Below are 21141 nucleotides of genomic sequence, written 5' to 3'. Positions count from 1 at the left end.
CATGAACGCTCAACTCCAGAAACCAGTCATGGACGACGCCCTGCTCGCGAAGCTGACAGGCCGGCTGGGCGACAAGGCGACGGTTGAAAAGCTCTGTGCCGCGTTCGGCGACGTCTACCGGGTGTTTCTCCCCGATGTCATCAAGAGCGAGACCGACCTCGACGTGCAGGTCAACTATCTCGGCTGCCACGCCGGCTACAAGCATGACCTGGTCGCCGATCTCGGAGACAGCGTTACGCTGGTCGACGGATCGCTTCGCAACTGGTCGCCCGACTTCACGCTTTCCTGCGGCAACGGCTTCGTCATCACGCTGATGGAGCATCTGCTTGGCGCATCGCCCGAGACGGTCGAGCAGCCGGCGGATCGCCTGCTCTCGATCATCGAGCTGGAACTTGCCGTCACCGTGTTCGAGAAGATCGCCAACGTCCTGCGCTCGGCGGTCAACGCGCCTGGCGGGTTCGAGCCTAGCCTTGAGCCTCCGCACGCCGCCGAGACGCGGCCGAAGGCTCCCGACGACAAGCCGGATGAATTTGCCGCTGCGATCAACATGTCGATCACGCTGTCAGGCATCACATCGGAATTCTCGCTGATCGTTCCCCAGGCAGCGCTGTTGAAGACGACCGTGGTCGCGCCGCGCGCCAAGAACGCATCGGCAAACTCGTCGGAATGGACCGAGCAGATGAGCGAGCAGGTTCGGCGCTCGCAGGTGACACTGGAAGCGAAGATCCATCTTCAGGAGCTGACGCTGCGCACCATCTCCAAGCTCGCCGCTGGCGACGTCATTCCCTTCCTCGACAGCGGCGACGTCCGCGTCGATGTCAGCGCCAACAGCAAAGAGCTTTACGTGTGCGAGTTGGGACGCTCGGGCGAGAATTATACCGTCCGGGTGAAGGATACGATCAACTCGGATGACGACCTCATCCGCTACTTAATGAATTAACGGATTTCGGCCCCTGCCCCCAAAGGCAGGTTGAGGCAAGTTTCAACTGGAATAGTGATTTCATGGCGACGAAAAAAACAAAGAGCACGGATCTCGAGCAACCAGGCAACGAAGCCGAGCTTGATCAGGCTATCGATGATCTGCGTGGCGTTCTGAAAACCGACGCGGAAGGCGGCATGCCCGATTTCGGCGGCGATGGTCTCGACGCGTTTGGCGGCGGTACCGATCTGTCGGCCTTTGGCGGCGATCTGGAAACCGGCACCGACACGGATTTTGGCGGCGGCGATTTCGGCGGCTCCACGGACTTCGGCGGCATGTCCGATTTTGGCGACAGCTCGGCGACCCCTGGCGTCGCAGCCCCGCTCGGCAGCGCGATGCAGTCGAACATGGATCTGATCATGGACATCCCGATCGATGTTCAGATCATGCTCGGCAGCAGCCGTATGCAGGTCTCGGGCCTGATGAACCTCAATGAAGGGGCGACGATCGCGCTGGACAAGAAGATCGGCGAGCCGGTCGAAATCATGGTGAATGGCCGCAAGATCGCGCGCGGCGAGATCACCGTTCTCGAAAATGACGACACACGTTTTGGCGTAAAACTGATAGAAGTTTTAGGTACTAAGAAAGCCTGATCCCGCTGTAGGGACGGAGAGGTTAGACCATGATGGACTTTGACGATTTCGGCGGCGCTCTTGCCGAGAAACCGTTGACCCAGGCTGAGAAAGCAGCGGCCGTTCTCCTCGCGATGGGGAAAGGGGTTGCTGGCAGACTGTTGAAGTATTTCACGCAGGCCGAACTGCAGACGATTATCGGATCCGCGCAGGCTCTGCGCGCGATCCCGCCGGATGAGCTGCTCGGCCTCGTGGCCGAGTTCGAGGATCTGTTCACCGAAGGTGCAGGTCTGATGGACAACGCCAAGGCGATCGAAAGCATCCTCGAAGAAGGGCTGACGCCCGACGAAGTCGACAGCCTGCTTGGCCGCCGCACGGCGTTCCAGGCCTATGAAACCTCCATCTGGGACCGGCTGGGCGAAGGCGATCCCGCCTTCATCGGCAAGTTCCTGCTGCGCGAACACCCGCAGACGGTTGCCTACATCCTGTCCATGATGCCCTCTTCCTTCGGCGCCAAGGTGCTGATGCAGATCCCCGACGGCCGCCGCGCCGACATCATGAACCGTACCGTTAACCTGAAATCCGTGAGCCCGAAGGCCGCGCAGATCATCGAAAAGCAGGTCATGACGCTGCTCGCCGAGATCGACGCCGAGAAGAATTCGATCGGCTCGACGAAGGTTGCCGAGCTGATGAACGAGATGGACAAGCCGCAGGTCGACACCTTGCTGACGTCGCTCGAATCGATCAGCCGCGAATCGGTCAACAAGGTTCGTCCGAAGATCTTCCTGTTCGAAGACCTGATGATCATGCCGCAGCGCAGCCGCGTCATGCTGCTGAACGACATTTCCGCGGATATCCTAACCATGGCGCTGCGCGGCTCTTCTTCGGAGATGAAGGAAGCCGTTCTCGCCTCGATCAGCCCGCGTCAGCGTCGCATGATCGAATCCGACCTGCAGAGCGGTACCACGGGCATCAACCCCCGCGAGATCGCAATCGCACGCCGCGCCATCGCGCAGGAAGCGATTCGTCTGGCCAATTCCGGCCAGATCCAGCTCAAGGAAGGCGAAGCCGAAGGGGCAGCTGCCGCCTAAGCCGCTGTTACTGTGTACAGATAGGCCCGAGACGAACGCCGCGATTGATCGTGGCATTTCCGGGGGCTACAAAAGCAAGGGTCGCGCGCTGGCGCGGCCTTTTCTTTTGAGTAGGAGTCGCGACCGTGGCGGACGACGACAAGGACAGTAAAACAGAAGCGCCTACCGCGAAAAAGCAAAGCGACGCGGCAGAGAAAGGTAATACCCCCTTCTCGCGCGAACTGCCCCTCTTCGCCACGGTTCTCGCCACCTACATCTATCTCATTTTCTTTTTGCCGAACGGGCTCAGCGTCGTCGGGGCATCGCTCAAGGATATTTTCGAGCAGCCGGACCAGTGGAAGATCGACACCGGCACTGACGTACTGTCGCTCTTCGTCCATCTTGGCTGGGTGAGCGCGCAGCTGCTCGCGCCGGCGATGATTCTCTTCATGGTCTTCGGCGTTGCCGCTTCGATCGGCCAGAACCTGCCCGTGCCGGTTCTCGAGCGCATCAGGCCGCAATGGTCGCGCATATCGCCCGCCAAGGGCTGGTCGCGGCTCTTCAGCCTCCAGGGCCTCATCGAGTTCGGCAAATCGCTGACGAAGATCGTCATCGTCGGCGTCGTGATGGTGCTCTTGCTGCGCAGCGACTACTTCGCGTCGATCGACGCGCTGTTCTCAGATCCGCGAACGATCTTCACCCGCATGATGTCGGCCATGCAGAAGATCACGCTCGTGGTTTTGATCGCGACCGCGCTGGTGGCGATCGTCGACTTCTTCTGGACGCGCTATCACTGGTACACCGAACTGAAGATGTCGCGTCACGAAATCAAGGAAGAAAACAAGCAATCGCAGGGTGACCCCTTCGTGAAGGGCCGCCAGCGCGCGCTGATGCGCGACCGCGCAAGACGCCGCATGATCGCCAACGTGCCGCGTGCGACCATGGTCATCGCCAACCCGACCCACTTCGCCGTTGCGCTTCGCTATGTGCGCGAGGAAAACGACGCGCCTATCGTCGTTGCCAAGGGCCAGGACCTAATTGCGTTAAAAATCAGAGAGATCGCCGAGACGAACGGAATACCGGTTTTCGAAGATCCGCCGCTTGCGCGCTCCATGTTTGCGCAAGTCTCGGTGGATAGTGTCATCCCGTCAGTATTCTACAAGGCCGTCGCGGAGCTCATTCATCGGGTGTACGCGGCGCAGGCCAAGAACAACCGGGTAAGATAAACGAATGAAAAAATGCCCCTACTCAGCCCAGCGCGAGAAGATTCTTGCCGAAGCAATCAGCCCAGTCGCCACCGAATTGCGGTTGCTTGATGCTTCTGACCTGATTTCGATCCTGCGATTTGAGTATTACGGCAATCTTTCAGACCTCGTTTCCTCGGCCGCCGAGATGTTCTTCCATCCCGGCACCGTCAATTTCGGCCATGGCGGCAGCTATACGCTGGAATGGGGTGGCAAACCGGAGGTCGTCATCGACCTCGAGATCAAGCCACGCGGCGTAACCGTATACGCGCAGCTTACCCTCGCCGCCGAACATGCCGGCATCGAGATCAACCACATCGCTTTCGAGAACCCTTCGGCGAATCCGCACGAAAACACGGCGTTTCTCGAGCAGAGCCTCAACCAGGCGCGCTACAACGTACCGCCGCTTCAGGCGCTCGCCAGCTAAGTATTATTTCTCAGCTAATGTAACCGAGCCGGATTGCCTTGGCGATCGCCTGGATGCGGTTGACCGAATCCAGCTTGATCGTCGCCGAGCCGAGATAGGCGTTGACGGTGTGCACGGATAGACCGAGCTTGTCGGCGATTTCTTCGCTGATACGGCCGTCGCCGGCGAGCTGCAGGCAGGCGATCTCGCGTTCACTCAGCGCTTCGGCGGCGGCCACGCGACGCTCGTCGAGCGAGAGCAGGTCGATCATCACCTGGCAGGCGCGGCCGTGCAGTTCGACGACCATGTCGTTCGGCGGATCGAGATCATCGCCGGTGAAGACGACAAAGCCATTGCCGATCGCGCCGAGGCGAACGGGGAAAGCCAGGCCGGAGAACGGCACGAGGCCATCTGGAAGCCGCACGACGAACGGCGCCATGCCGATGGCGCCCGGGAAGCTGCGATCATGGCTGCCGGCCCAGGCGAGCGGCAGGAGCGACTTCTCCACATGCTCGATCAGCGCATCGCCGTAAGCATCGACAAAGGCCTTGTGCAGCGAGGCATTGGCGGAACCCCAGTTCTCCAGCTCGCAGATCAAGCGCTGCTTGGCCGGCAGGCCGGAGCCCGACAAACGATAGACCGCGAAGTTCTGCGCATCGGCCAGCTTCTGCATGGCGACGAGGCGCGGGAAAAGATCGGATCGGCTGCTGACCCTGTTGGCGCGCGTGGAGCGCGAGATGGTGTCGGAGCTGCTGATCGACCGGCCCGATGCATATGCCATGAGCGCGTCCTCCTTACACCAGGTTATTTCTGACAGCGAATGCGATGGCTTCGGAACGAGTCTTCGTCGCCGTCTTGCGCATGACGCTGGTAATGTAGTTGTTGATCGTGTTTCGCGAGATTCCTAGGATCATCGCGATTTCGTCGCTGGTCTTGCCTTCGGCGATCCAGAATAGACACTCGAGTTCGCGATCGGTCAGTTCGAAGTCGCGATCGGACTTGGTGCCGCTGTACTGCAGCAGGCTCGTGTAATAGGCCGTCAGCAGTCCGACATCCCTCAGGCGCTCCTGCGAGAGGATGAAGCCATCATCGAACAGGAACATCAGCGCCAGGCGCGAGCGCCCGATATTGAACATCAGCGAGCAATATTGGCGGCTTGCGCCATCGGGAACGTCAGCCGTGTCAGGCAAGACGGCGAAATGCGGCTGGAAGAGCTGCATGCACTTCTCAAGCTCTGTGGCACGACCGAAACCGCCGACGAACGCCTCTGCGAGATTGGTGACGAGATCAAAGGGCCAATCAGACGAGACCACGAAATCGAGGCCTGCTTCCTGCAAGAGATCAGCGCGCGCCAGGAGATAGTGCGAAGCCCCCACGTAATCGGTCAGGATGCGCAGCCCCGGCTGCAACCTTCCCGTGCCCGCTATCTCACACAGCTGGGCAATGAGTTCCGAGCGCGATGACAGGTTGGTCGCAGCAATCCCGACGAAGTTCCCCGTCCTCGTTTCGCTCTTGAGAGCTTGCAGTATATGCATGTCCATTGGCAATTCCTGAGGCTGAGAACTTATCACGACAAAAGCTTGATCACGTCTGTCAGCAACGAAATGCACCTTCTCCGCGAATCATCCAAAAGGTACGTCAATGAATGCAAATCACCATCTCCGAGTTCTGGGGATTTACTTTCGCCGCGAACTGTGCGCCGATTCGCACAAGGAATTCATCTCTTAGAAGTTATAGTAAGCTAAGATGATTCGAGGCCATATGGCAATACGATTCGCGTCAAACGCGAGTCATGCACTGTTTTCGTGCTTGCGATGTGCCGAAAAAGGAAAGGGCCGGTTTCCCGGCCCTTGTCTTACGCGGCGTTGTCGACCGCCCATTTCCTGAGGATTTTCGCTGCGCGTTCCTCGTTGATCTCGACCATTCGGGCGAGCTTGCGCTCCGGCCCTTCCTTGACCCGGCGATTGAAGCTGCCGTCGTCGTCGCCGAGGCTGAGGAGATCTTCGGTGCTGTCGAAGCCGAAGTCCGAGCCGAAGCCGTCCATGAGGGCCCCGCCGCCGGCGTCGCCGGCCGGTGCGAAGTCCGGAAGTTCGAGGCCGGCGCTTTCGATCGAGGTGTCGCCAGCGATTGCGGCACCGCCACCGGTCATGCTGCGGACCATCGGACGGACACCCATCCAGATGACCAGGAAGGCGACGACCACGAAGGCGAGAGAGTTGATGATACCTGCGAGGTTGCGGCTCAGCATGTCCATGACGCGGACGCCGGAACCGGTTTCTTCGAGAAGCTGGTTTTCGAGGAAGTCCATGGCCGTGACCGTGACCACGTCGCCGCGATCGGTGCGGATACCGGCAGCCGAAGCGACGATCTTCTGCATTTCAGCGAGATAGGCGTCGATCTTCGTCTGGTCGGCAGGTTCGCCGACCATCTTTGCGATGCGACCCTTGTTGACGACAACCGCGATCGAGAGCTTCTCGACCTTGTAGCTGTTACGCGTTGTCGCCGTGGTCTTGCTGTTGATCTCGTAGTTGGTCTGCTCTTCCTTCTTGTCGGACTTGTCCTGCGAGGCAGGACCGTTCGAGCCACCGCTTGGAGGAGCAGCCTGCGGAACGTTCTGCTGGACCGTGGCGGCGTTGTCGTTCGACGTCTGCTGCGACTGGGCCGCTTCCTTGGTCGTGCGGATGGAGCGTTCGACCTTGGATTCCGGATCGTAGACGGTTTCCTGGATCTGCTGCGCGTCCGTATTCAGGTCGGCAGTGACGCTGGAGCGGAAGTTGTCCATGCCGAGGAACGGGGCGAGCGCCTTGTCGATGTTGGATTCGACTTCATCCTGGACGTTCTGGACGATTCCGAGCGAGCGGTTGAGATTGCTGTTGCTGGCCTCGTCGCCAGAGGCGAGCAGCTGGCCGGCCGAATCGAGAATGGTCACATCACCGACATCAAGCCCCGGCACGGCCGAGGCGACAAGGTGACGGATGGAGCTTGCCGCGGCGCGGCCGGTCGAGGCACTCGCTCGAAGCATGACGGATGCCGTCGGCTTCTGCTCGGCACGGCGGAAGTTGCCGACCTCGGGCATGACGATGTGCACGCGCGCCGCCGATACGCCGGAGATCGATTGGATCGTGCGGCCAATCTCACCTTCCAGCGCGCGAACGCGGGTCACTTCCTGCATGAAGGAGGTCAGGCCGAGCGAGCCGACCTTGTCGAAGAGTTCGTAGCCAGCGTTGTTGCTGTTGGGCAGGCCCTTTTCGGCGAGCAGCAGACGCGACTTGCCGGTCATGCCGGCGGGCACTGTGATGCTCGAACCGTCGGAACCGACCTGGAACGCGATGTTCGATTCTGCGAGCGCGATACTGATCTGGTTCAGGTCGGACGAATCGAGCCCGACATACAGCGTTTCCTGAGCAGGTTTGTTAACGAATAGTGCGGCGCCGAGAATGAGCGCCACGGAAACAACCCCAATGCCGGCCAACGCCAGCAGGCGATTCCGCCCAAGGGAACTAAAGTTCCTAATAATCGGAACTAATTGATTTAACAGATTCATTCTGTTCTCGCACGATCTTTACAGACAAAGCAGGCCTATCGCCTAATTTGACCTATAAAAGCCGAAACTTGTGCGAGCGTTTCGTATTGACGTTTAAGTAAGAATGCCGGCTAGAGCGTGCAGCGATCCTTCGGATTTACGCGCCACGCTTCAAGCCATTGTTTTATCGCGTGTCGGCATCGCAAACCGCTGCACGCTTTTGCGCGCGATATGCTCTAGAAGAAATCGAAGTCGCCGGCTGCCTTGTTGATCGGCTGGGAATGACCGTGGCGCATGCCGCCACCGCCCAGCGCGCGCTGCATTTCGCTGAGCTTCACGAGGCTGAGCGCGGTTGCGACATCGACCATCCACTCATTGGAAATCTCGCCGGTGATCGTGTCGATGAACTCGGCGATTCCGCGCGCTTTCTGCACGGCAAGGTCGATACCCTGCAGCACCTTCATGCTTTCGGGCGCGTTCAGCAGATTTTCGCCGCCGATCTCAAGAAGCTGAGGCTCGATCCGTTCGATCAGATAGGCGACGTCGTGCAGTTCGGACACGACCCGCATCAGGATATCGGGCAGAGCTTCGACCGGCGACGGTTGATCCGCCTGTGCATTCACGTTCATTAGGGACCTCGGCTCAGAAGAATTCGATACTGGTTTCAACTGGCTTCTGCGGGGCAACCGGACGCTGTTCGAGCGCGACGGTCTTCTGGGTTTCGGCACCTGTCAGCGGATACTGTCGAGCGCGACCGGACACCGGCCAGAACTCGAGCTTGCGCCCGTGATCGCCGCCGGTGCTGGAACCGACGATGGGGATGCCTTCATCCTTCAGAAACTGCGTGGCAAAAGCGGCATTTTGTTCCCCGACATTCGAGAATGTCGAGATCGTCTTCGCTCCTCCGAAGATCTTGGCTTCCAGGCGGTCGCGACGCGCGCCCTGCTTCAAGAGACCGTTGATCAGCAGTTCCATGAGATGCACGCCATAACGCGTGGCATCTCCCCCCGTCATGGGCGTCGTGGCGTTGCCCGGCAGAAGGAAGTGGTTCATCCCCCCCACGCCGGCCACGGGATCCCGTAGGCATGCAGCCACGCACGAGCCAAGAATGGTCGTCAAGACCGCGTTCGGATCATTCAGGACCTTCCATTCGCCCTGAATGATATGAACACGGCGGGCCGCAACCTCGACTGTCATTTCAGCGCTCCAAATACGGCTTCAATCGCCGCCTTCATCTTTTCGATGGTGAAGGGCTTGGCCAGGACGTTGTTGGCGCCGAGGGCCGCCGCCTTGGTGACCAGCGCGCGGTCGCCCTGCGCGGTGAGGATGATGAAGGCTGCCTTCTTGGTCGTCGGATTGCTGCGAACGGCCTGCAGGAAGCCGAGGCCGTCCATATTCGGCATGTTGAAGTCCGAGATGACCAGGTGGTGCGGCTGCTGGGCCATGATCTTCATGCCCTGCACGCCATCGCCGGCGGAGGTGATCTGCTTGAAGCCGAGCTGGGTCAGCGCGTCGCTGAGCAGCAGGCGGCTGGTGACCTGATCGTCGACGATCAGAACTTTGATTTTCTCTGCGAGTGACATTAGTCAGTTCCTTCCTTACGGGCGGTCATCTTCAAGATTTCCTCGCCAATGGCATTAAGCGGCAGCTGTTGTTCGACAGCGCCGAGTTCGAAAGCTACCCGCGGCATCCCGTAGACCACCGAGGTCTTTTCGTTCTGTCCGAGGGTGCGGGCGCCTGCATGGCGCATTTTCAGGAGACCGGCGGCGCCGTCGCGGCCCATTCCGGTCAGGATCACGCCGACGGCATTGCGACCCGCAAGCTCGGCGACGGAATCAAAGAGAACATCGACCGAGGGCCGGTGACCATTGACGGGCTCGCGCTCGAGAAGGCGGCAGCAGGGTGCGGATGGATTGACCACCTGCAGATGCCGCTCGCCGCCGGGGGCCAGATAGATCTTGCCGATTTCGAGCCGCGCGCCATCCGTCGCTTCCTGCACGACAGGCGCACAGAGGCGGTTCAGCCGCTCCGCGAAGCTCTTGGTGAAGGTCGACGGCATGTGCTGCGTGATCACGGTCGGCGGGCAGTTGGCCGGGAATTTCTGCAGCACGGCAATCAGCGCTTCCACGCCACCGGTCGACGAGCCGATCGCGACCACCTTGCGGCCAACGCGATAGTCGGCAACCGCGGGCGGCGGCGCGACAGGCTGCGGGGCCATGACGGGACGGCGCTGCGAGCGGGCGGCGGCCTTCACCTTTTCGGCGAGATCGGCGAAGGGGCGCATGTCGCCCGGCTGCGGCTTGCTCACGCAATCGAACGCGCCGATCTCCAATGCCGCGAGCGTCGCGTTGGTGCCGCGATGCGTCAGCGTCGACACCATGATGACGGGCATCGGGCGCAGACGCATGATCTTTTCGAGGAAATCGAGGCCGTTCATGTTCGGCATCTCGATATCGAGCGTCACGACATCCGGATTGAGCTTCTTGATCGCCTCGCGCGCTTCCATGGCGTCGCCGGCCTGGCCGATGACATCGACGTCAGGATCGGACTGCAGCACGGCGGTGATGAGACCGCGCATGGTGGGAGAATCGTCAACAACGAGAACACGTGCCGCCATGCTCATCCCTTCCTCCCAAGGCCCTTGGTCGTATAGCGGTACGTGGTGATACCGATATTGTCGAAGACATGCTTGGAATCGCCGGACACCCGCTCGGAGTGGCCGATATAGAGATGACCGCCTTCGGGCATGAGCTCGGCGAAGCGCGACCAGATCTTCATCTGGGTCGGTTCGTCGAAATAGATCACGACGTTGCGGCAGAAGATGACGTCGAACTTGCCCTTGAAAGGCCACTGGGCCATCAGGTTGAGCTCGTTATAGGTGATCAGCCGCTTGACGCGGTCATCGACCTGGAACTTGCGGCGCCCGTCGATATTGACTTCGCTGAACCACTGCTTGCGCATGGCGGGCGAAACGGTTTCGAGCGCGCTTTCGTCGTAGGCGCCGGCGCGGGCGATGGCGAGGATTTTCGGGTCGATATCGGTCGCGAGGATCTTGAAATCGTAATCGGCGACATTCGGCATCATCGACAACACCGTCAGCGCGATCGAATAGGGCTCCTGGCCATCAGACGAGGCGGCCGACCAGATGCGGACGCGACCGCCCGACTTGGCACGCTGCAAGAGCTCCGGCAGCACGTGGTCGCGCATATGCTCGAAGTGATGGTTTTCACGGAAGAAGCGCGTGAAATTGGTGGTCAGATGCGACAGCATTTCGCGGCGTGGCGCGGCACCCGCCTGCGAAGACACCAGCGAACAGTATTCGCGGAAGCCTGACAGGCCGAGATTGCGAATGTGCTTGGAAAGACGCGAATAGACCAGCGATGCCTTGGTCTCGTTGAGGAAGATACCCGCATCCGAGTAGATCATCGCGGCGATTTCCGTGAGGTCGCGGCGCGTCAGCGGGTATTCGCCGCTCGCCAGAACCTCGTCGGGGCTCCCCGGTCTTACATCTTTTGCACTCAAGACACTCATGCAGCTTCGCTTTCCGCGTCAGGGAATATGGCTTCCAGTTCCAACAGGCAGATCAGACGTTTTTCGATCGCCATGATCCCGCGCGCGAACTGACGCTGCAGTTCGGACGCGATCTCGGGCGTTGGCTGTACGTTGTCTTCACTAACAGTCAGTATATCCGACACCGCATCTACAAGCAGACCAACTACTTTTCGGTGAACTTGCGCCACAATAATGACATGGCGCTGCGTCGGCTCGGTCGGCTTCATGCCGAGACGGGCCGAGAGATCGATGATCGGCAGCACGGCGCCACGCAGGTTGATGACCCCTTTCATGTAGGAAGGCGAGTGCGGCATGGCCGTTGCCGGCGTCCAGCCGCGGATCTCGCGAACCGACATGACATTGACGCAAAACTCCTGATCGCCGACGCGGAACGCGATCAGTTCGCGGTGCCCTTCGCTCAGATTTTTCACGATATAGGACATGACTTAACCCGCCGCCGCCAAGGATACTTCCTGTCTCAGCGCCTGGCCGCGCGAAGCGCCCACGACTGCATCGACATCGAGAATGAGCGCAACGCGACCGTCGCCGAGGATCGTTGCCGCGGCAATGCCCGGAACGTGGGTGTAGTTTGCCTCGAGGCTCTTGATGACGACCTGGCGCTGACCCTGGATGGCATCGACCATGAGCGCGCGCTGACCGCCGCCTTCTGATTCGACGAGCAGGGCAACACCTTCGACCGGATTGGCCTGGGTGGCGCGGAAGTTCAGGATGCGACCGACATCGACCAGCGGGCAGAAGGAGTTGCGGATCGAGATCAGGCGATGGCTGGCGCCGAAGGAGTGGATGGCGGACGCCTCCGGCTGCAGCGTTTCGACGATCGCCGTCAGCGGAACAACGAGCGTCTGGCCGGCGACCGTGACGACCATGCCGTCGAGGACGGCGAGCGTCAGCGGCAGGCTCATGGTGAAGACGGAGCCCTGGCCCGGCCGCGAGGTGATGTTGATACGACCACCCAGCGCCTGGATCGAGCGCTTGACGACGTCCATGCCGACGCCACGGCCGGAAATGTCAGAGATCTTGTCGGCCGTGGAGAAGCCCGGCGCGAAGATCAGGTTGTCGATTTCCTCGTCCGTCAGGTTGGCGTCCGGCGAGATCAGGTCGTTGTCGATTGCCTTCTGCTTGACGCGTTCGCGGTTGATACCCGCGCCGTCGTCCTGCAGTTCGATCAGGATGCGGCCCGAACGATGCTTGGCGGAGAGCTTGATCGTGCCCTCGGGATCCTTGCCGGCGGCGGTGCGCTTTTCCGGGCTTTCGATGCCGTGGTCGACGGCATTGCGGATCATGTGGGTCAGCGGTTCGGCAAGCTTGTCGATAACGGTCTTGTCGACTTCGGTGTTTTCACCTTCGGTGACGAGGCGGATCGACTTGCCGACCATGTCGGCGACTTCGCGGACGATACGCGACATGCGCTGGAAGACCGGCTTCACCGGCTGCGCGCGGATCGCCATGACCGAATCCTGGATCTCGCGGGTGAGCTGCTGCAGCTCCTCGAGGCCCATGTTGATCGAGGACGTGCCGGTCGTGTCGTTTTCGATGACGCTCTGGGAGAGCATCGCCTGGTTGATGACGAGCTCGCCGACAAGGTTGATCAGGCGGTCGACGCGATCGAGATCGACGCGGATGGTCTGGCCGGCGCTGTTGGCGGCGGCATTGTTCTGGGCGGCGGCGGCAGCGGCGGCATTGGCGGCAGCAGCCGATTCCTTCTTTTCGACGCGGGCTGCGGCGGACGCAATCTGCGTCACGTTCGAAGCCGTTTCCGCAGCGGCAACCGCGACGGCAGCTTCCGTCTTTTCCGGAGCCGGCGCATCGGTGCCGTCATCCAGCGCCGAGAGATCGAAGGGCACGGGCACCATCGGCAATTCCTCGGCCGGAGCGGCTTCGGTTTCGGCGGCGACGGTCGTGATGGTCAGCTCGCAATCCCACTCGGCGAATTCGAAGACCGCGCGGATCGCGTCTTCGCCCTTGTCGGTCTTGAGCGTGATGTTCCAGTAGAAATAGGCGGCCTCAGGGTCAAGCTCGTCGAGGCCCGGCAGCGCGTCCATGTTGCAATAGATGCTCATCTCGCCGAGCCGGCTGAGGTCGCGCAACAGCAGCGTCGCGTCGTTGCCCTTGGAATAGAGCTCGAAGCGCGGCTTGAAGGTGATCTCGAAGGTCTCGTCGTCGCTGAAGTCGTCGAACGAGAACGGGATTGGCTCGAAGCCGCTCTCATCGGTCGGCTTGACGGGGGCTGCTGCGACCGGTGCCGGAGCTGCTGCAGGCGCTTCGGAAGCGGCTGACGGCGATGGGAGTTCGCCGTTGGCAAGCGCTTCCAGCTCCTTGACGAGGCCACGGCTGCGGCTCTCGTCGACGCTGCCGCCGTCACGGGCGGCGTTGGTCAGGTCCGCGAGCACGTCGGCCGACTTGAGCATGACCTTCAGGACGTCCTGGGTCGGCTCTAGCTTGTTGGAACGAACGCAATCAAGTGTGGTCTCGAACACATGGGCGAAGGCGACGAGATCGTCCAGACCGAAGGCGCCAGCGCCGCCCTTGATCGAGTGAACGGCGCGAAATACCGCGTTGACGGTTTCCGGATCACGATCGCCATCATTCATTTTCAGAAGACCGGATTCCAGTTCCGCGAGCTGTTCCTCGCATTCCTGGAAAAAGATCTCTTTGATTTCGTTCATATCCATAAAAGAAATTCCTGAGTTTAAGCGGTTACGCGCTCAATGGCATCGATCAGCTTGGCAGGGTCGAAAGGCTTGACGATCCAGCCGGTGGCGCCGGCCTGGCGTGCGCGATTCTTCTTCTCGGCATCGCTTTCGGTCGTCAGGACCAGGATCGGAATGGCGCGGTACTTGTCGTTGCGACGAACGCCTTCGATGAAGCCGAAGCCGTCGAGACGCGGCATGTTGATGTCGGTGACGATGACGTCGGGGTGGGATGTCTCCAGAACCTCGAGACCTTCGACGCCGTCTTCAGCCTGGATCGTCTCGAAGCCCGCATTGTTGAGGGTCACGAGGAGCATGTTGCGGATCGTCCGTGAATCATCCACGGTCAGCACTCTTTTCTTCATTACTAAATCTCCTTGGCGAGCAGCGGGTGAACATCCACACCGATCAGCTGCATGGTTTTTTGAAACGCGTCCGAAACCTTGGTGAAGGTGAACGCATGCTTGTCTTGGTCCCAGGTCTTGGCGGCGGACATCAGCACCTGCGCGCCGAGGGCGCCGACGCGCTCGACAGCCGATGCATCGATCGACACGGCGCTGCCGCGCATCGACAGAAACTTGTCGCGCAGGGCGGCGGCTTCGTTGAGGTCAATGGTCGCCGCCAGGTTCAGCGTCTTCCCACTCTTTTTTGCTGCCATCAGACTTTTCCTATCTGCTGATTGGCGCCCAACGAATGTGAGCCGCCGTCATAATTCAGTGCTTCAGTAAGCATTTCGTCCGCCTCCGAGACTTGCGAGCGGAGGGTTGAAATCGAATGCCGCGTCGACTTCCTCGACAACCCGGCGGGCGGGCTGGACATCGACGGCGCGGATGGGGCGACGCTCTGCTGCCTCGGCACGATTGCGGGCAATGCGAAACTCGCGAACCGTGCGGCCAAGCTCGACGATGACGGTATGGAGATCGTCGGCGCCATCGGCTGCATGCGATGCGGCGCCAGCACTTTCGGCGACGCGTGCGCCCAGACCCTTGACGTCGGTGGTGACCGCATCGAGCACGGAGGCGTTGTCGCTGGTCTGGCTGGCGACCGAGGCGATGGCAGCGTTGATATCGGTGACCTGGCGCACGATGCTGCCGATCGAATCCTGCGTGCGGCCAACCATCTGCACGCCGGCATCCACCTGCGACTTGGTGGTGGTGACCAGCGTCTTGATTTCACGAGCGGCATCGGCCGAGCGTTGCGCCAGCGCGCGGACTTCCTGCGCGACGACAGCAAAGCCTCGGCCGGAATCGCCGGCGCGGGCCGCTTCGATGCCGGCGTTGAGCGCCAGCAGGTTGGTCTGGAAGGCGATTTCGTCGATGGCGCCGATGATCTGGCCGATGCGCTCGGCGGACTGCTCGATATCGGCCATGGCGGAGATAGCGCGGCCGACAACTTCGCCGCTTGCTTCGGCTGCCGCGCGCGTCGATGCGGCTGCATCCTCAGCCGCGCGACTGCCGGCGACACTGCGGCGCACGTTTTCGGAGAGATCGGCGAGTGTCGCGGCCGACGCCAGCAGCTGCTCGGCGTGACCAGAGGCGTGACCGGAGAGATTGCGGGCGGACTGGCCAAGCACCTGCACCGATGCTTCGGCCTTAAGAGTGCGCTCGCTGATCGCGCCGAATTCGGTCTGCAATGCTTCGAGCGCGCCGTTCAGCGCCAGGGCGACATCATTATGCGGCCCATCCTCGGTGACGACGGCGCGGGCCGTCAGGTCACGGGCGGCGAGGCCTTCGATGACGTCGGAGAATACGCGCGCGACCTCGGCCTTGTCGCTGTTTCGCTGATCGGCGATCTGGCGCTGCTGCGACGCGCGCATAGAATTGAAGCGCAACGACACGGCGATCTCTACATCGACCATGACGAGCCGGATGAGCGCGGTCATGAGATCGGCGATCTCGCGCTTGCGACGCTTGACGCTCGGCAAAATAGAGGAGCCGGCGAGCTCGTCGGCTAGGCCGGCAATGATGTGCTCAAGGACGACGCCGTGGCCGGCGACATGCCAGCGAGGGTCCAGTCCCATCTTGCTTTCGGAATCCGACAGGACCTTGACGCGCTCGGCGTAGAGGCTGTCGAAGCGGGCATCGGTCAGCACATCCCAGTGCGACGTCTGCAGATCATGAAGCCGATCGACCTGGCGCTCGCTCTCGAAATTGCGGGCGGCATCGGGAAACGACTGGAAACGCTGAAAGAGATCGCGAAGGCCTGACGTCAGGTGCTGCTGGAGCGCCGGGCGATAGCGCCGCACCATCTCGCATTGCTCGGCATCGAGGCCGGCAAAGCGCAGGCGGTCACGCAGGCTGCCCGCCTGTGCTCCACGATCCTGATCCGATGGCATATTCTGCCCCACGCCTGTCCCCAACCAATGCCCGGGCATATCGCCCGAAGAGAAATCAAGCCTCCTGACACCAACACGGATGCGTGCGGACCTGACGCGGGCTAACGCCGGCGGTCGGACCTGTCGCGATCAGTGCGGACTATCTTAGAGCTACTTGAGAGATCGATACCGGATTGAGCCGGTACGGCGGTTCGGCGTCATGCCTGCTAGGAACGCTAAAATTTTCCCATTCCGACGTGTATTGCAATGTTTATGGTTAATTCCTTGCCTGAAGGTTAATACCCATTTTATGAATGTGGGCTTTCGGAGCAACGCGAATAACCATCCATGAAATACTGGTGTGACGTTGCGCCGCTGCTACAAGTTCGAAGCAAGCTTCGTGTTATATCCCCGCCAAATCACGACATGACGTCATAGGGATTGAGCAATGATTGTTCTGGGTTTGGGTGCATGTTTTCTTGCTGTGTCTGTTCTCACAGCCGTCGCACTTCTCGACCGTATTGAAGCGGGCCGTGTCGCCATGCCTCTGCGGGTGCTTTGAATTCCCGTCATAAAACAACAGTAATGGACGTGTTTAACCACTGAGCCGGCGAAGTGTTGCGCTTTGGCCGACGATGGTTTGTCCAGTTACGGAAATCAGACGCATGTCCCCACGCCTCGGTATCCTCATCATTATCGGCGTGACGCTTTGGCGCATCGTCACCTTGCACTTCGACACGACGGATCTGTTCGTCGATGAGGCGCAATACTGGTTCTGGTCGCAGAATCTCGACTTCGGCTATTATTCGAAGCCACCGATGATCGCCTGGGTGATCCGCGCGATGACCGAGCTTTCGGGATCGACCGCGATCTTCTGGATCCGGCTGTGCGGTCCTCTTGTTCACATGGCGACCGCTTTCGTGCTGATGAAGCTTGCCAAGCGCTTCGTCAGCCCCGAGATCGAGGGCTGGACGGGTGTGACCTACATCACGCTGCCCGGCGTCGCGCTGTCTTCCGTCTTCTTCTCGACCGACGTCATCCTGCTCTTCTTCCTGGCTGTTGCGCTGTTTGCCTATTTCGGCCTGACCCGCCAGCGCTCGATCACCCTTGCGCTGATGATGGGCGTGGCCTTCGGCTGCGCGTTTCTATCGAAGTACGCGATCCTGTTCGTCGTACCCGGCGGCCTGATCGCCTTGCTGCTTCTGCCGATGGCGCGGATCGGCTGGCGCGACTTCTTCATTTCGGCGGCAACCGCCATCGTGGTGGCGGCGCCGAACCTCTGGTGGAACGCCACCCATGACGCCACGACGATCAAGCACACGACCAGCATCGCCCACTGGAGCGGGCTGAGCCTCAATGTCGGGCACGGGATCGAGTTCTTCGCCGCGCAGTTTGGCGTTGTCGGGCCGATCGTGTTCTTCGCGATCCTCTGGGCGGTTTACCGGGCTCTGAGAGGGCAAGGCAGCCCGATCGAGAAATTGCTGATCTGGCTTTCCGTGCCTGTCGTGCTCCTGATCACCTTCCAGGCGCTCATCGCCAAGGCCTATGCCAACTGGGCGGTGACGGCCTATGTGGCGGGCACGATCCTCGCCGTCTGGCTGCTTCATCGCGTCTGGCCCAAGGGGCTGCGCGTGTCTTTCGCGATCAACGGCACGGCCAGCGTGCTCTTTCCGCTCGCTGCCATCTTCGCGCACCAGCTCGTGCTGCCGAATGGAAACGAGGTGATGAAACGCTATCTCGGCCGCAGCGCCGTCAGCCGCGAAGCCGGCGATCTGGCGCGACAGGCGGGTACCGCGATCATCGTCAGCGACAGCCGCGACATCCTCGCGGACATGTACCATACGCTCAGAAACGAACCATTGAAGATCTATGCGCGGCCGCCGGCGGAAGCGCCCGACAACTATTATGAGCAGACCTTCGCGCTGCCCAATACCGTCAGCGACGAAGTGCTATTCGTCACCACGCAGCCCTTCGAGTGCGCGGAGACGCCGCAGACCATCAAGTCATGGCAGCCGAGCGAAGGCTATTATCGCGGAAATATGATCTACGCCTACAAGGTGAAGGCCAGCTGCCTGGCAGCGGCGAAGTAGCGTATCATTCGCTTGCGGACCGCAGGCAGATGCAGGTGCCCTTGCCTTCGACCTCGATGAAGGCAACGCCGCCATTTTCGAAGGCCAGCCGCAGTTGCGCTTCGGTGGCGCGGTGCAGCTCGTGGTGCTTGCCTTCGTAGTCGCGGATCGTGCTGCGGGAGACGGCGGCATGGTCGGCGAGGTCGACCTGCGTCCAATCCAGCAGACCCCTTGCCGCACGGCACAAAGCGGGGGTGAGAATTGTTTCCTTCGCGCCTTGACCCATAATGTCAAACCACCCATATTGGTTGATATTATCCATATATGTCATAATTTAATCAGGATTTCCAGTCGGGGAGACCGCTTATGCCGCACGATACACCTTTGATTTCGACAATCGTCGGGGGTCTCGTGCTTGCGTTCATCCTCGGCGCCTTCGCCAACCGGCTGAAACTGCCGCCTCTGGTCGGCTATCTCATCGCCGGCATTCTGGTGGGGCCGCATACGCCGGGCTACGTGGCAGACCAGAACCTGGCGCCCGAACTTGCCGAGATCGGCGTCATCCTGCTGATGTTCGGCGTCGGCCTGCACTTCTCCCTGAAAGACCTTCTCTCGGTGCGCGGGATCGCCGTGCCGGGCGCCATCGTGCAGATCGGCTTCGCCACCCTGCTCGGCTGGGGATTGGGCGCGCTGATGGGGTGGCCCACGGGCGGGAGCCTCGTCTTCGGGCTCGCTCTTTCCGTCGCGTCGACCGTTGTGCTCCTAAAGGCTTTGCAGGAGCGCCGGCTCGTCGAGACGGAACGCGGCAAGATCGCGGTCGGCTGGCTGATCGTCGAAGACCTTGCCATGGTGCTGGCGCTCGTCCTCATTCCGGCGGCCGCCAGCATCGGTAGCGGCCACGGGACCGTCGAGCCGCTGTCGGCAGCAGTGAACCGCATATTCGGGCTCGACATGGGCATCAGCGGCATCATCGGCATGACGCTGGTCAAGGTGGCGCTTTTCGTCGGCGTGATGCTGGTCTTCGGCCGGCGCGTCATTCCCTGGACGATGCACCGCATCGCTCACACCGGGTCCCGCGAACTCTTCCGCCTTGGCGTTCTCGCGATCGCGCTCGGCGTCGCCTTCGGCGCATCGAAGCTCTTCGGCGTGTCGCTGGCGCTCGGCGCCTTTTTCGCCGGCATGGTTCTTGCCGAAAGCGAGCTCAGCCATCGGGCCGCGCAGGAAAGCCTGCCGCTTCGCGACGCCTTCGCGGTGCTGTTCTTCGTTTCCGTCGGTATGCTGTTTGATCCGAACATCCTGATCGAAAAGCCGATCCCGCTGATCGCCACCATCTTCATCATCGTCATCGGCAAGTCGGTCGCCGCCTTCCTCATCGTGCAGCTGTTCCGCAAGCCCGTGGGAACGGCGCTGACCATTTCGGCAAGCCTTGGTCAGATCGGTGAATTCTCCTTCATTCTCGCCGCTCTCGGCGTCGATCTCGGGCTGCTGCCGGAAGAAGGCCGCGACCTGATCCTTGCCGGCGCCATCATATCGATCATCCTCAACCCGCTTCTCTTCTATGCCTGCGACAAACTGCGGCCGCTGCTGGAGCCGAAGCGCGAGGAGCCCCAACCCGAGCCGGCCGCGGAGCCCACGACCGAAGTGGTGGAAGAGCAGCCGGTCGTGGCGGACGAAGTGCATGCGACCAAGCTTTCGGGCCACGCCATTCTCGTCGGCTATGGCCGGGTCGGCAGCATTGTCGGGCAAAACCTGAAATCCTCGGGCACGCCCTTCCTCGTCATCGAGGATTCCGACCACCGGATCGCGGCACTTCGCGATCAAGGCATCGAAGTGATCGGTGGCAACGCCGTCACGCGCGAGGTGCTCGATCTCGCCAATCTCAAGGGCGCGCGAAGCCTTGTCATCGCCATTCCCAACGCATTCGAGGCATGCCGCGTCGCCGAACAGGGGCGCGAGGTCAATCCGGGCGTGCTGATCGTGGCGCGTGCACATTCGGACGCCGAGGTCGAGGAACTCAGGCAATATGGTGCTGATACCGTGATCATGGGCGAGCGCGAAATCGCCATGGGCATGCTTGACCGTCTCTCTCAAGTGCATCATGACAGTTCACCCTATGAAGTCGAGACCGAGGCTGGTATAAGCGCGGCCGAGGAAACGCCTTCTCCCGAGAAGCAATGAGAGAACTTTGCGCCGTTGAGCCGGTTCGAGATTGAAAATCCGCAGGACGACCAGATGAGGTTCGATACGCGCCGCATGACCGGTCGCGTTGCCGTCTCGCTTGCTGTCGCGATCTTCGCCTATCTCGGCCTGTTGTTCGGCGGCAATCTCGTGCTCGGCCCCACGCGCGGCCCCAACAATGCATTTTCCTCTTCGAGCAAGGATAGTCAGCCGCTGCAGCTGAGCGCACGCGACGTCGTGCGCGGCGTGCTGGCAGCCGACCGGAAGGTCGCGCAGAAATACGCGACCTATGCTTCCGGCGACGCGGCTACCGCTGACCTGCAAGTCTTCGAGCGCTTGTCGCCCGGCTTCCTCCGGCTTTCGCAATCGACTTCGCCCGCGTTTTACGCGGCCGACGCGAAGCCATACGATTCGCATGGACCGCCCGCTTTCGCGGCCTGACGACACGCGCCTCGGCGCCTCCCATTGCATTTACGACACGCCTGCCTGCGTCCGAAGCGCAGGTTCCAGCGTTATCAAGGAT

General features: G+C 61.0%; 22 protein-coding genes. 8 read left to right on the top strand and 14 right to left on the bottom strand.

The window, feature by feature from the left end:
- Position 1: 1 nt before the first annotated feature.
- The 5 genes from QTL96_RS18370 (at position 2) to QTL96_RS18350 (ending at position 4292) form a co-directional block, all read left to right on the top strand.
- Complete coding sequence (locus QTL96_RS18370) at positions 2-940, top strand: FliM/FliN family flagellar motor switch protein (RefSeq protein WP_112942783.1); 939 nt, start codon at positions 2-4, stop codon at positions 938-940.
- A gap of 62 nt (positions 941-1002) precedes the next feature.
- The gene (fliN, locus tag QTL96_RS18365; RefSeq protein ID WP_289728666.1) at positions 1003-1572 is read left to right on the top strand and encodes a flagellar motor switch protein FliN; all 570 of its coding nucleotides are present in this window, start codon (positions 1003-1005) and stop codon (positions 1570-1572) included.
- A 29-nt stretch (positions 1573-1601) separates the two neighbouring features.
- Entirely contained in the window at positions 1602-2642 is a 1041-nt protein-coding gene (gene fliG, locus QTL96_RS18360; protein ID WP_018898420.1) for a flagellar motor switch protein FliG, read from the top strand.
- Positions 2643-2767: 125 nt separating this feature from the next.
- Positions 2768-3847: a flagellar biosynthesis protein FlhB gene (gene flhB, locus QTL96_RS18355; RefSeq protein WP_289728665.1), complete on the top strand. Its 1080-nt coding sequence runs from the start codon at positions 2768-2770 to the stop codon at positions 3845-3847.
- Positions 3848-3851: 4 nt separating this feature from the next.
- Complete coding sequence (locus QTL96_RS18350; protein ID WP_112942786.1) at positions 3852-4292, top strand: hypothetical protein; 441 nt, start codon at positions 3852-3854, stop codon at positions 4290-4292.
- Positions 4293-4302: 10 nt separating this feature from the next.
- Here QTL96_RS18350 and QTL96_RS18345 read toward each other — a convergent pair whose 3' ends face one another.
- The 13 genes from QTL96_RS18345 to QTL96_RS18285 form a co-directional block, all read right to left on the bottom strand.
- The gene (locus QTL96_RS18345; protein WP_018898417.1) at positions 4303-5052 is read right to left on the bottom strand and encodes a LuxR C-terminal-related transcriptional regulator; all 750 of its coding nucleotides are present in this window, start codon (positions 5050-5052) and stop codon (positions 4303-4305) included.
- A 13-nt stretch (positions 5053-5065) separates the two neighbouring features.
- Positions 5066-5812, bottom strand: coding sequence for a helix-turn-helix transcriptional regulator (locus QTL96_RS18340; protein WP_018898416.1), 747 nt, complete (start codon positions 5810-5812; stop codon positions 5066-5068).
- A 314-nt stretch (positions 5813-6126) separates the two neighbouring features.
- Positions 6127-7815: a flagellar basal-body MS-ring/collar protein FliF gene (fliF, locus tag QTL96_RS18335; RefSeq protein WP_289728664.1), complete on the bottom strand. Its 1689-nt coding sequence runs from the start codon at positions 7813-7815 to the stop codon at positions 6127-6129.
- A gap of 215 nt (positions 7816-8030) precedes the next feature.
- Complete coding sequence (locus tag QTL96_RS18330) at positions 8031-8423, bottom strand: hypothetical protein (protein WP_047507374.1); 393 nt, start codon at positions 8421-8423, stop codon at positions 8031-8033.
- A 13-nt stretch (positions 8424-8436) separates the two neighbouring features.
- Positions 8437-8991, bottom strand: a complete 555-nt coding sequence (gene cheD / locus QTL96_RS18325; RefSeq protein ID WP_112942790.1) for a chemoreceptor glutamine deamidase CheD — start codon at positions 8989-8991, stop codon at positions 8437-8439.
- The gene (locus tag QTL96_RS18320) at positions 8988-9377 is read right to left on the bottom strand and encodes a response regulator (protein WP_113009907.1); all 390 of its coding nucleotides are present in this window, start codon (positions 9375-9377) and stop codon (positions 8988-8990) included. Before QTL96_RS18320 ends, cheD begins: the two co-directional genes overlap by 4 nt.
- Positions 9377-10417: a protein-glutamate O-methylesterase CheB gene (gene cheB / locus QTL96_RS18315; RefSeq protein WP_018898411.1), complete on the bottom strand. Its 1041-nt coding sequence runs from the start codon at positions 10415-10417 to the stop codon at positions 9377-9379. The genes QTL96_RS18320 and cheB overlap by 1 nt, the downstream gene beginning before the upstream one ends.
- Entirely contained in the window at positions 10414-11325 is a 912-nt protein-coding gene (gene cheR, locus QTL96_RS18310; protein WP_113009906.1) for a protein-glutamate O-methyltransferase CheR, read from the bottom strand. The genes cheB and cheR overlap by 4 nt, the downstream gene beginning before the upstream one ends.
- Complete coding sequence (locus QTL96_RS18305; protein ID WP_018898409.1) at positions 11322-11789, bottom strand: chemotaxis protein CheW; 468 nt, start codon at positions 11787-11789, stop codon at positions 11322-11324. The genes cheR and QTL96_RS18305 overlap by 4 nt, the downstream gene beginning before the upstream one ends.
- 3 nt (positions 11790-11792) lie before the next feature.
- Positions 11793-14039 (bottom strand): chemotaxis protein CheA, encoded by a 2247-nt coding sequence (locus tag QTL96_RS18300; protein ID WP_289728663.1) that lies wholly within the window; start codon positions 14037-14039, stop codon positions 11793-11795.
- A gap of 17 nt (positions 14040-14056) precedes the next feature.
- A complete protein-coding gene (cheY1, locus tag QTL96_RS18295; RefSeq protein ID WP_018898407.1) occupies positions 14057-14422 on the bottom strand; it encodes a chemotaxis response regulator CheY1 in 366 nt (121 codons plus the stop codon).
- Positions 14423-14424: 2 nt separating this feature from the next.
- Entirely contained in the window at positions 14425-14715 is a 291-nt protein-coding gene (locus QTL96_RS18290; protein WP_018898406.1) for an STAS domain-containing protein, read from the bottom strand.
- Positions 14716-14778: 63 nt separating this feature from the next.
- On the bottom strand, positions 14779-16392 hold the full coding sequence (locus tag QTL96_RS18285; RefSeq protein WP_289728662.1) for a globin-coupled sensor protein: 1614 nt from the start codon (positions 16390-16392) through the stop codon (positions 14779-14781).
- A gap of 644 nt (positions 16393-17036) precedes the next feature.
- Between QTL96_RS18285 and QTL96_RS18280 the strand changes: the two genes are divergently transcribed.
- Positions 17037-18461: a glycosyltransferase family 39 protein gene (locus tag QTL96_RS18280; RefSeq protein ID WP_289728661.1), complete on the top strand. Its 1425-nt coding sequence runs from the start codon at positions 17037-17039 to the stop codon at positions 18459-18461.
- 4 nt (positions 18462-18465) lie between these two features.
- Here the strand turns inward: QTL96_RS18280 and QTL96_RS18275 are convergent, their stop codons facing one another.
- The gene (locus QTL96_RS18275) at positions 18466-18771 is read right to left on the bottom strand and encodes a transcriptional regulator (RefSeq protein WP_289728660.1); all 306 of its coding nucleotides are present in this window, start codon (positions 18769-18771) and stop codon (positions 18466-18468) included.
- 35 nt (positions 18772-18806) lie between these two features.
- On the opposite strand from QTL96_RS18275, the gene ybaL reads away from it, so the two are divergent.
- Both ybaL and QTL96_RS18265 read left to right on the top strand, forming a co-directional pair.
- Positions 18807-20618 carry a YbaL family putative K(+) efflux transporter gene (ybaL, locus tag QTL96_RS18270; protein WP_289728659.1) on the top strand — a complete coding sequence of 604 codons (1812 nt, stop codon included), beginning with the start codon at positions 18807-18809 and terminating at the stop codon, positions 20616-20618.
- Between the two features lie 54 nt (positions 20619-20672).
- Complete coding sequence (locus QTL96_RS18265) at positions 20673-21059, top strand: hypothetical protein (protein ID WP_289728658.1); 387 nt, start codon at positions 20673-20675, stop codon at positions 21057-21059.
- Positions 21060-21141 lie beyond the last annotated feature (82 nt).

Origin of the sequence: Rhizobium sp. S163 (assembly GCF_030380805.1) — a bacterium.
In the GTDB taxonomy this organism is placed as follows: Bacteria; Pseudomonadota; Alphaproteobacteria; order Rhizobiales; family Rhizobiaceae; genus Rhizobium.
This window is presented reverse-complemented; position numbering and strand designations above follow the sequence as displayed.

Bases quoted from the DNA above. Each gene is read 5' to 3' on its own strand.
- fliG (WP_018898420.1), top strand. From the start codon at position 1,602: ATGATGGACTTTGACGATTTCGGCGGCGCTCTTGCCGAGAAACCGTTG.
- QTL96_RS18345 (WP_018898417.1), bottom strand. From the start codon at position 5,052: ATGGCATATGCATCGGGCCGGTCGATCAGCAGCTCCGACACCATCTCG.
- fliF (WP_289728664.1), bottom strand. From the start codon at position 7,815: ATGAATCTGTTAAATCAATTAGTTCCGATTATTAGGAACTTTAGTTCC.
- QTL96_RS18340 (WP_018898416.1), bottom strand. From the start codon at position 5,812: ATGGACATGCATATACTGCAAGCTCTCAAGAGCGAAACGAGGACGGGG.
- QTL96_RS18275 (WP_289728660.1), bottom strand. From the start codon at position 18,771: ATGACATATATGGATAATATCAACCAATATGGGTGGTTTGACATTATG.
- QTL96_RS18320 (WP_113009907.1), bottom strand. From the start codon at position 9,377: ATGTCACTCGCAGAGAAAATCAAAGTTCTGATCGTCGACGATCAGGTC.
- QTL96_RS18300 (WP_289728663.1), bottom strand. From the start codon at position 14,039: ATGGATATGAACGAAATCAAAGAGATCTTTTTCCAGGAATGCGAGGAA.
- QTL96_RS18305 (WP_018898409.1), bottom strand. From the start codon at position 11,789: ATGTCCTATATCGTGAAAAATCTGAGCGAAGGGCACCGCGAACTGATC.
- cheD (WP_112942790.1), bottom strand. From the start codon at position 8,991: ATGACAGTCGAGGTTGCGGCCCGCCGTGTTCATATCATTCAGGGCGAA.
- cheB (WP_018898411.1), bottom strand. From the start codon at position 10,417: ATGAGCATGGCGGCACGTGTTCTCGTTGTTGACGATTCTCCCACCATG.
- ybaL (WP_289728659.1), top strand. From the start codon at position 18,807: ATGCCGCACGATACACCTTTGATTTCGACAATCGTCGGGGGTCTCGTG.
- QTL96_RS18285 (WP_289728662.1), bottom strand. From the start codon at position 16,392: ATGCCATCGGATCAGGATCGTGGAGCACAGGCGGGCAGCCTGCGTGAC.
- cheY1 (WP_018898407.1), bottom strand. From the start codon at position 14,422: ATGAAGAAAAGAGTGCTGACCGTGGATGATTCACGGACGATCCGCAAC.
- fliN (WP_289728666.1), top strand. From the start codon at position 1,003: ATGGCGACGAAAAAAACAAAGAGCACGGATCTCGAGCAACCAGGCAAC.
- QTL96_RS18280 (WP_289728661.1), top strand. From the start codon at position 17,037: ATGTCCCCACGCCTCGGTATCCTCATCATTATCGGCGTGACGCTTTGG.
- QTL96_RS18370 (WP_112942783.1), top strand. From the start codon at position 2: ATGAACGCTCAACTCCAGAAACCAGTCATGGACGACGCCCTGCTCGCG.
- QTL96_RS18265 (WP_289728658.1), top strand. From the start codon at position 20,673: ATGAGGTTCGATACGCGCCGCATGACCGGTCGCGTTGCCGTCTCGCTT.
- cheR (WP_113009906.1), bottom strand. From the start codon at position 11,325: ATGAGTGTCTTGAGTGCAAAAGATGTAAGACCGGGGAGCCCCGACGAG.
- QTL96_RS18350 (WP_112942786.1), top strand. From the start codon at position 3,852: ATGAAAAAATGCCCCTACTCAGCCCAGCGCGAGAAGATTCTTGCCGAA.
- QTL96_RS18330 (WP_047507374.1), bottom strand. From the start codon at position 8,423: ATGAACGTGAATGCACAGGCGGATCAACCGTCGCCGGTCGAAGCTCTG.
- QTL96_RS18290 (WP_018898406.1), bottom strand. From the start codon at position 14,715: ATGGCAGCAAAAAAGAGTGGGAAGACGCTGAACCTGGCGGCGACCATT.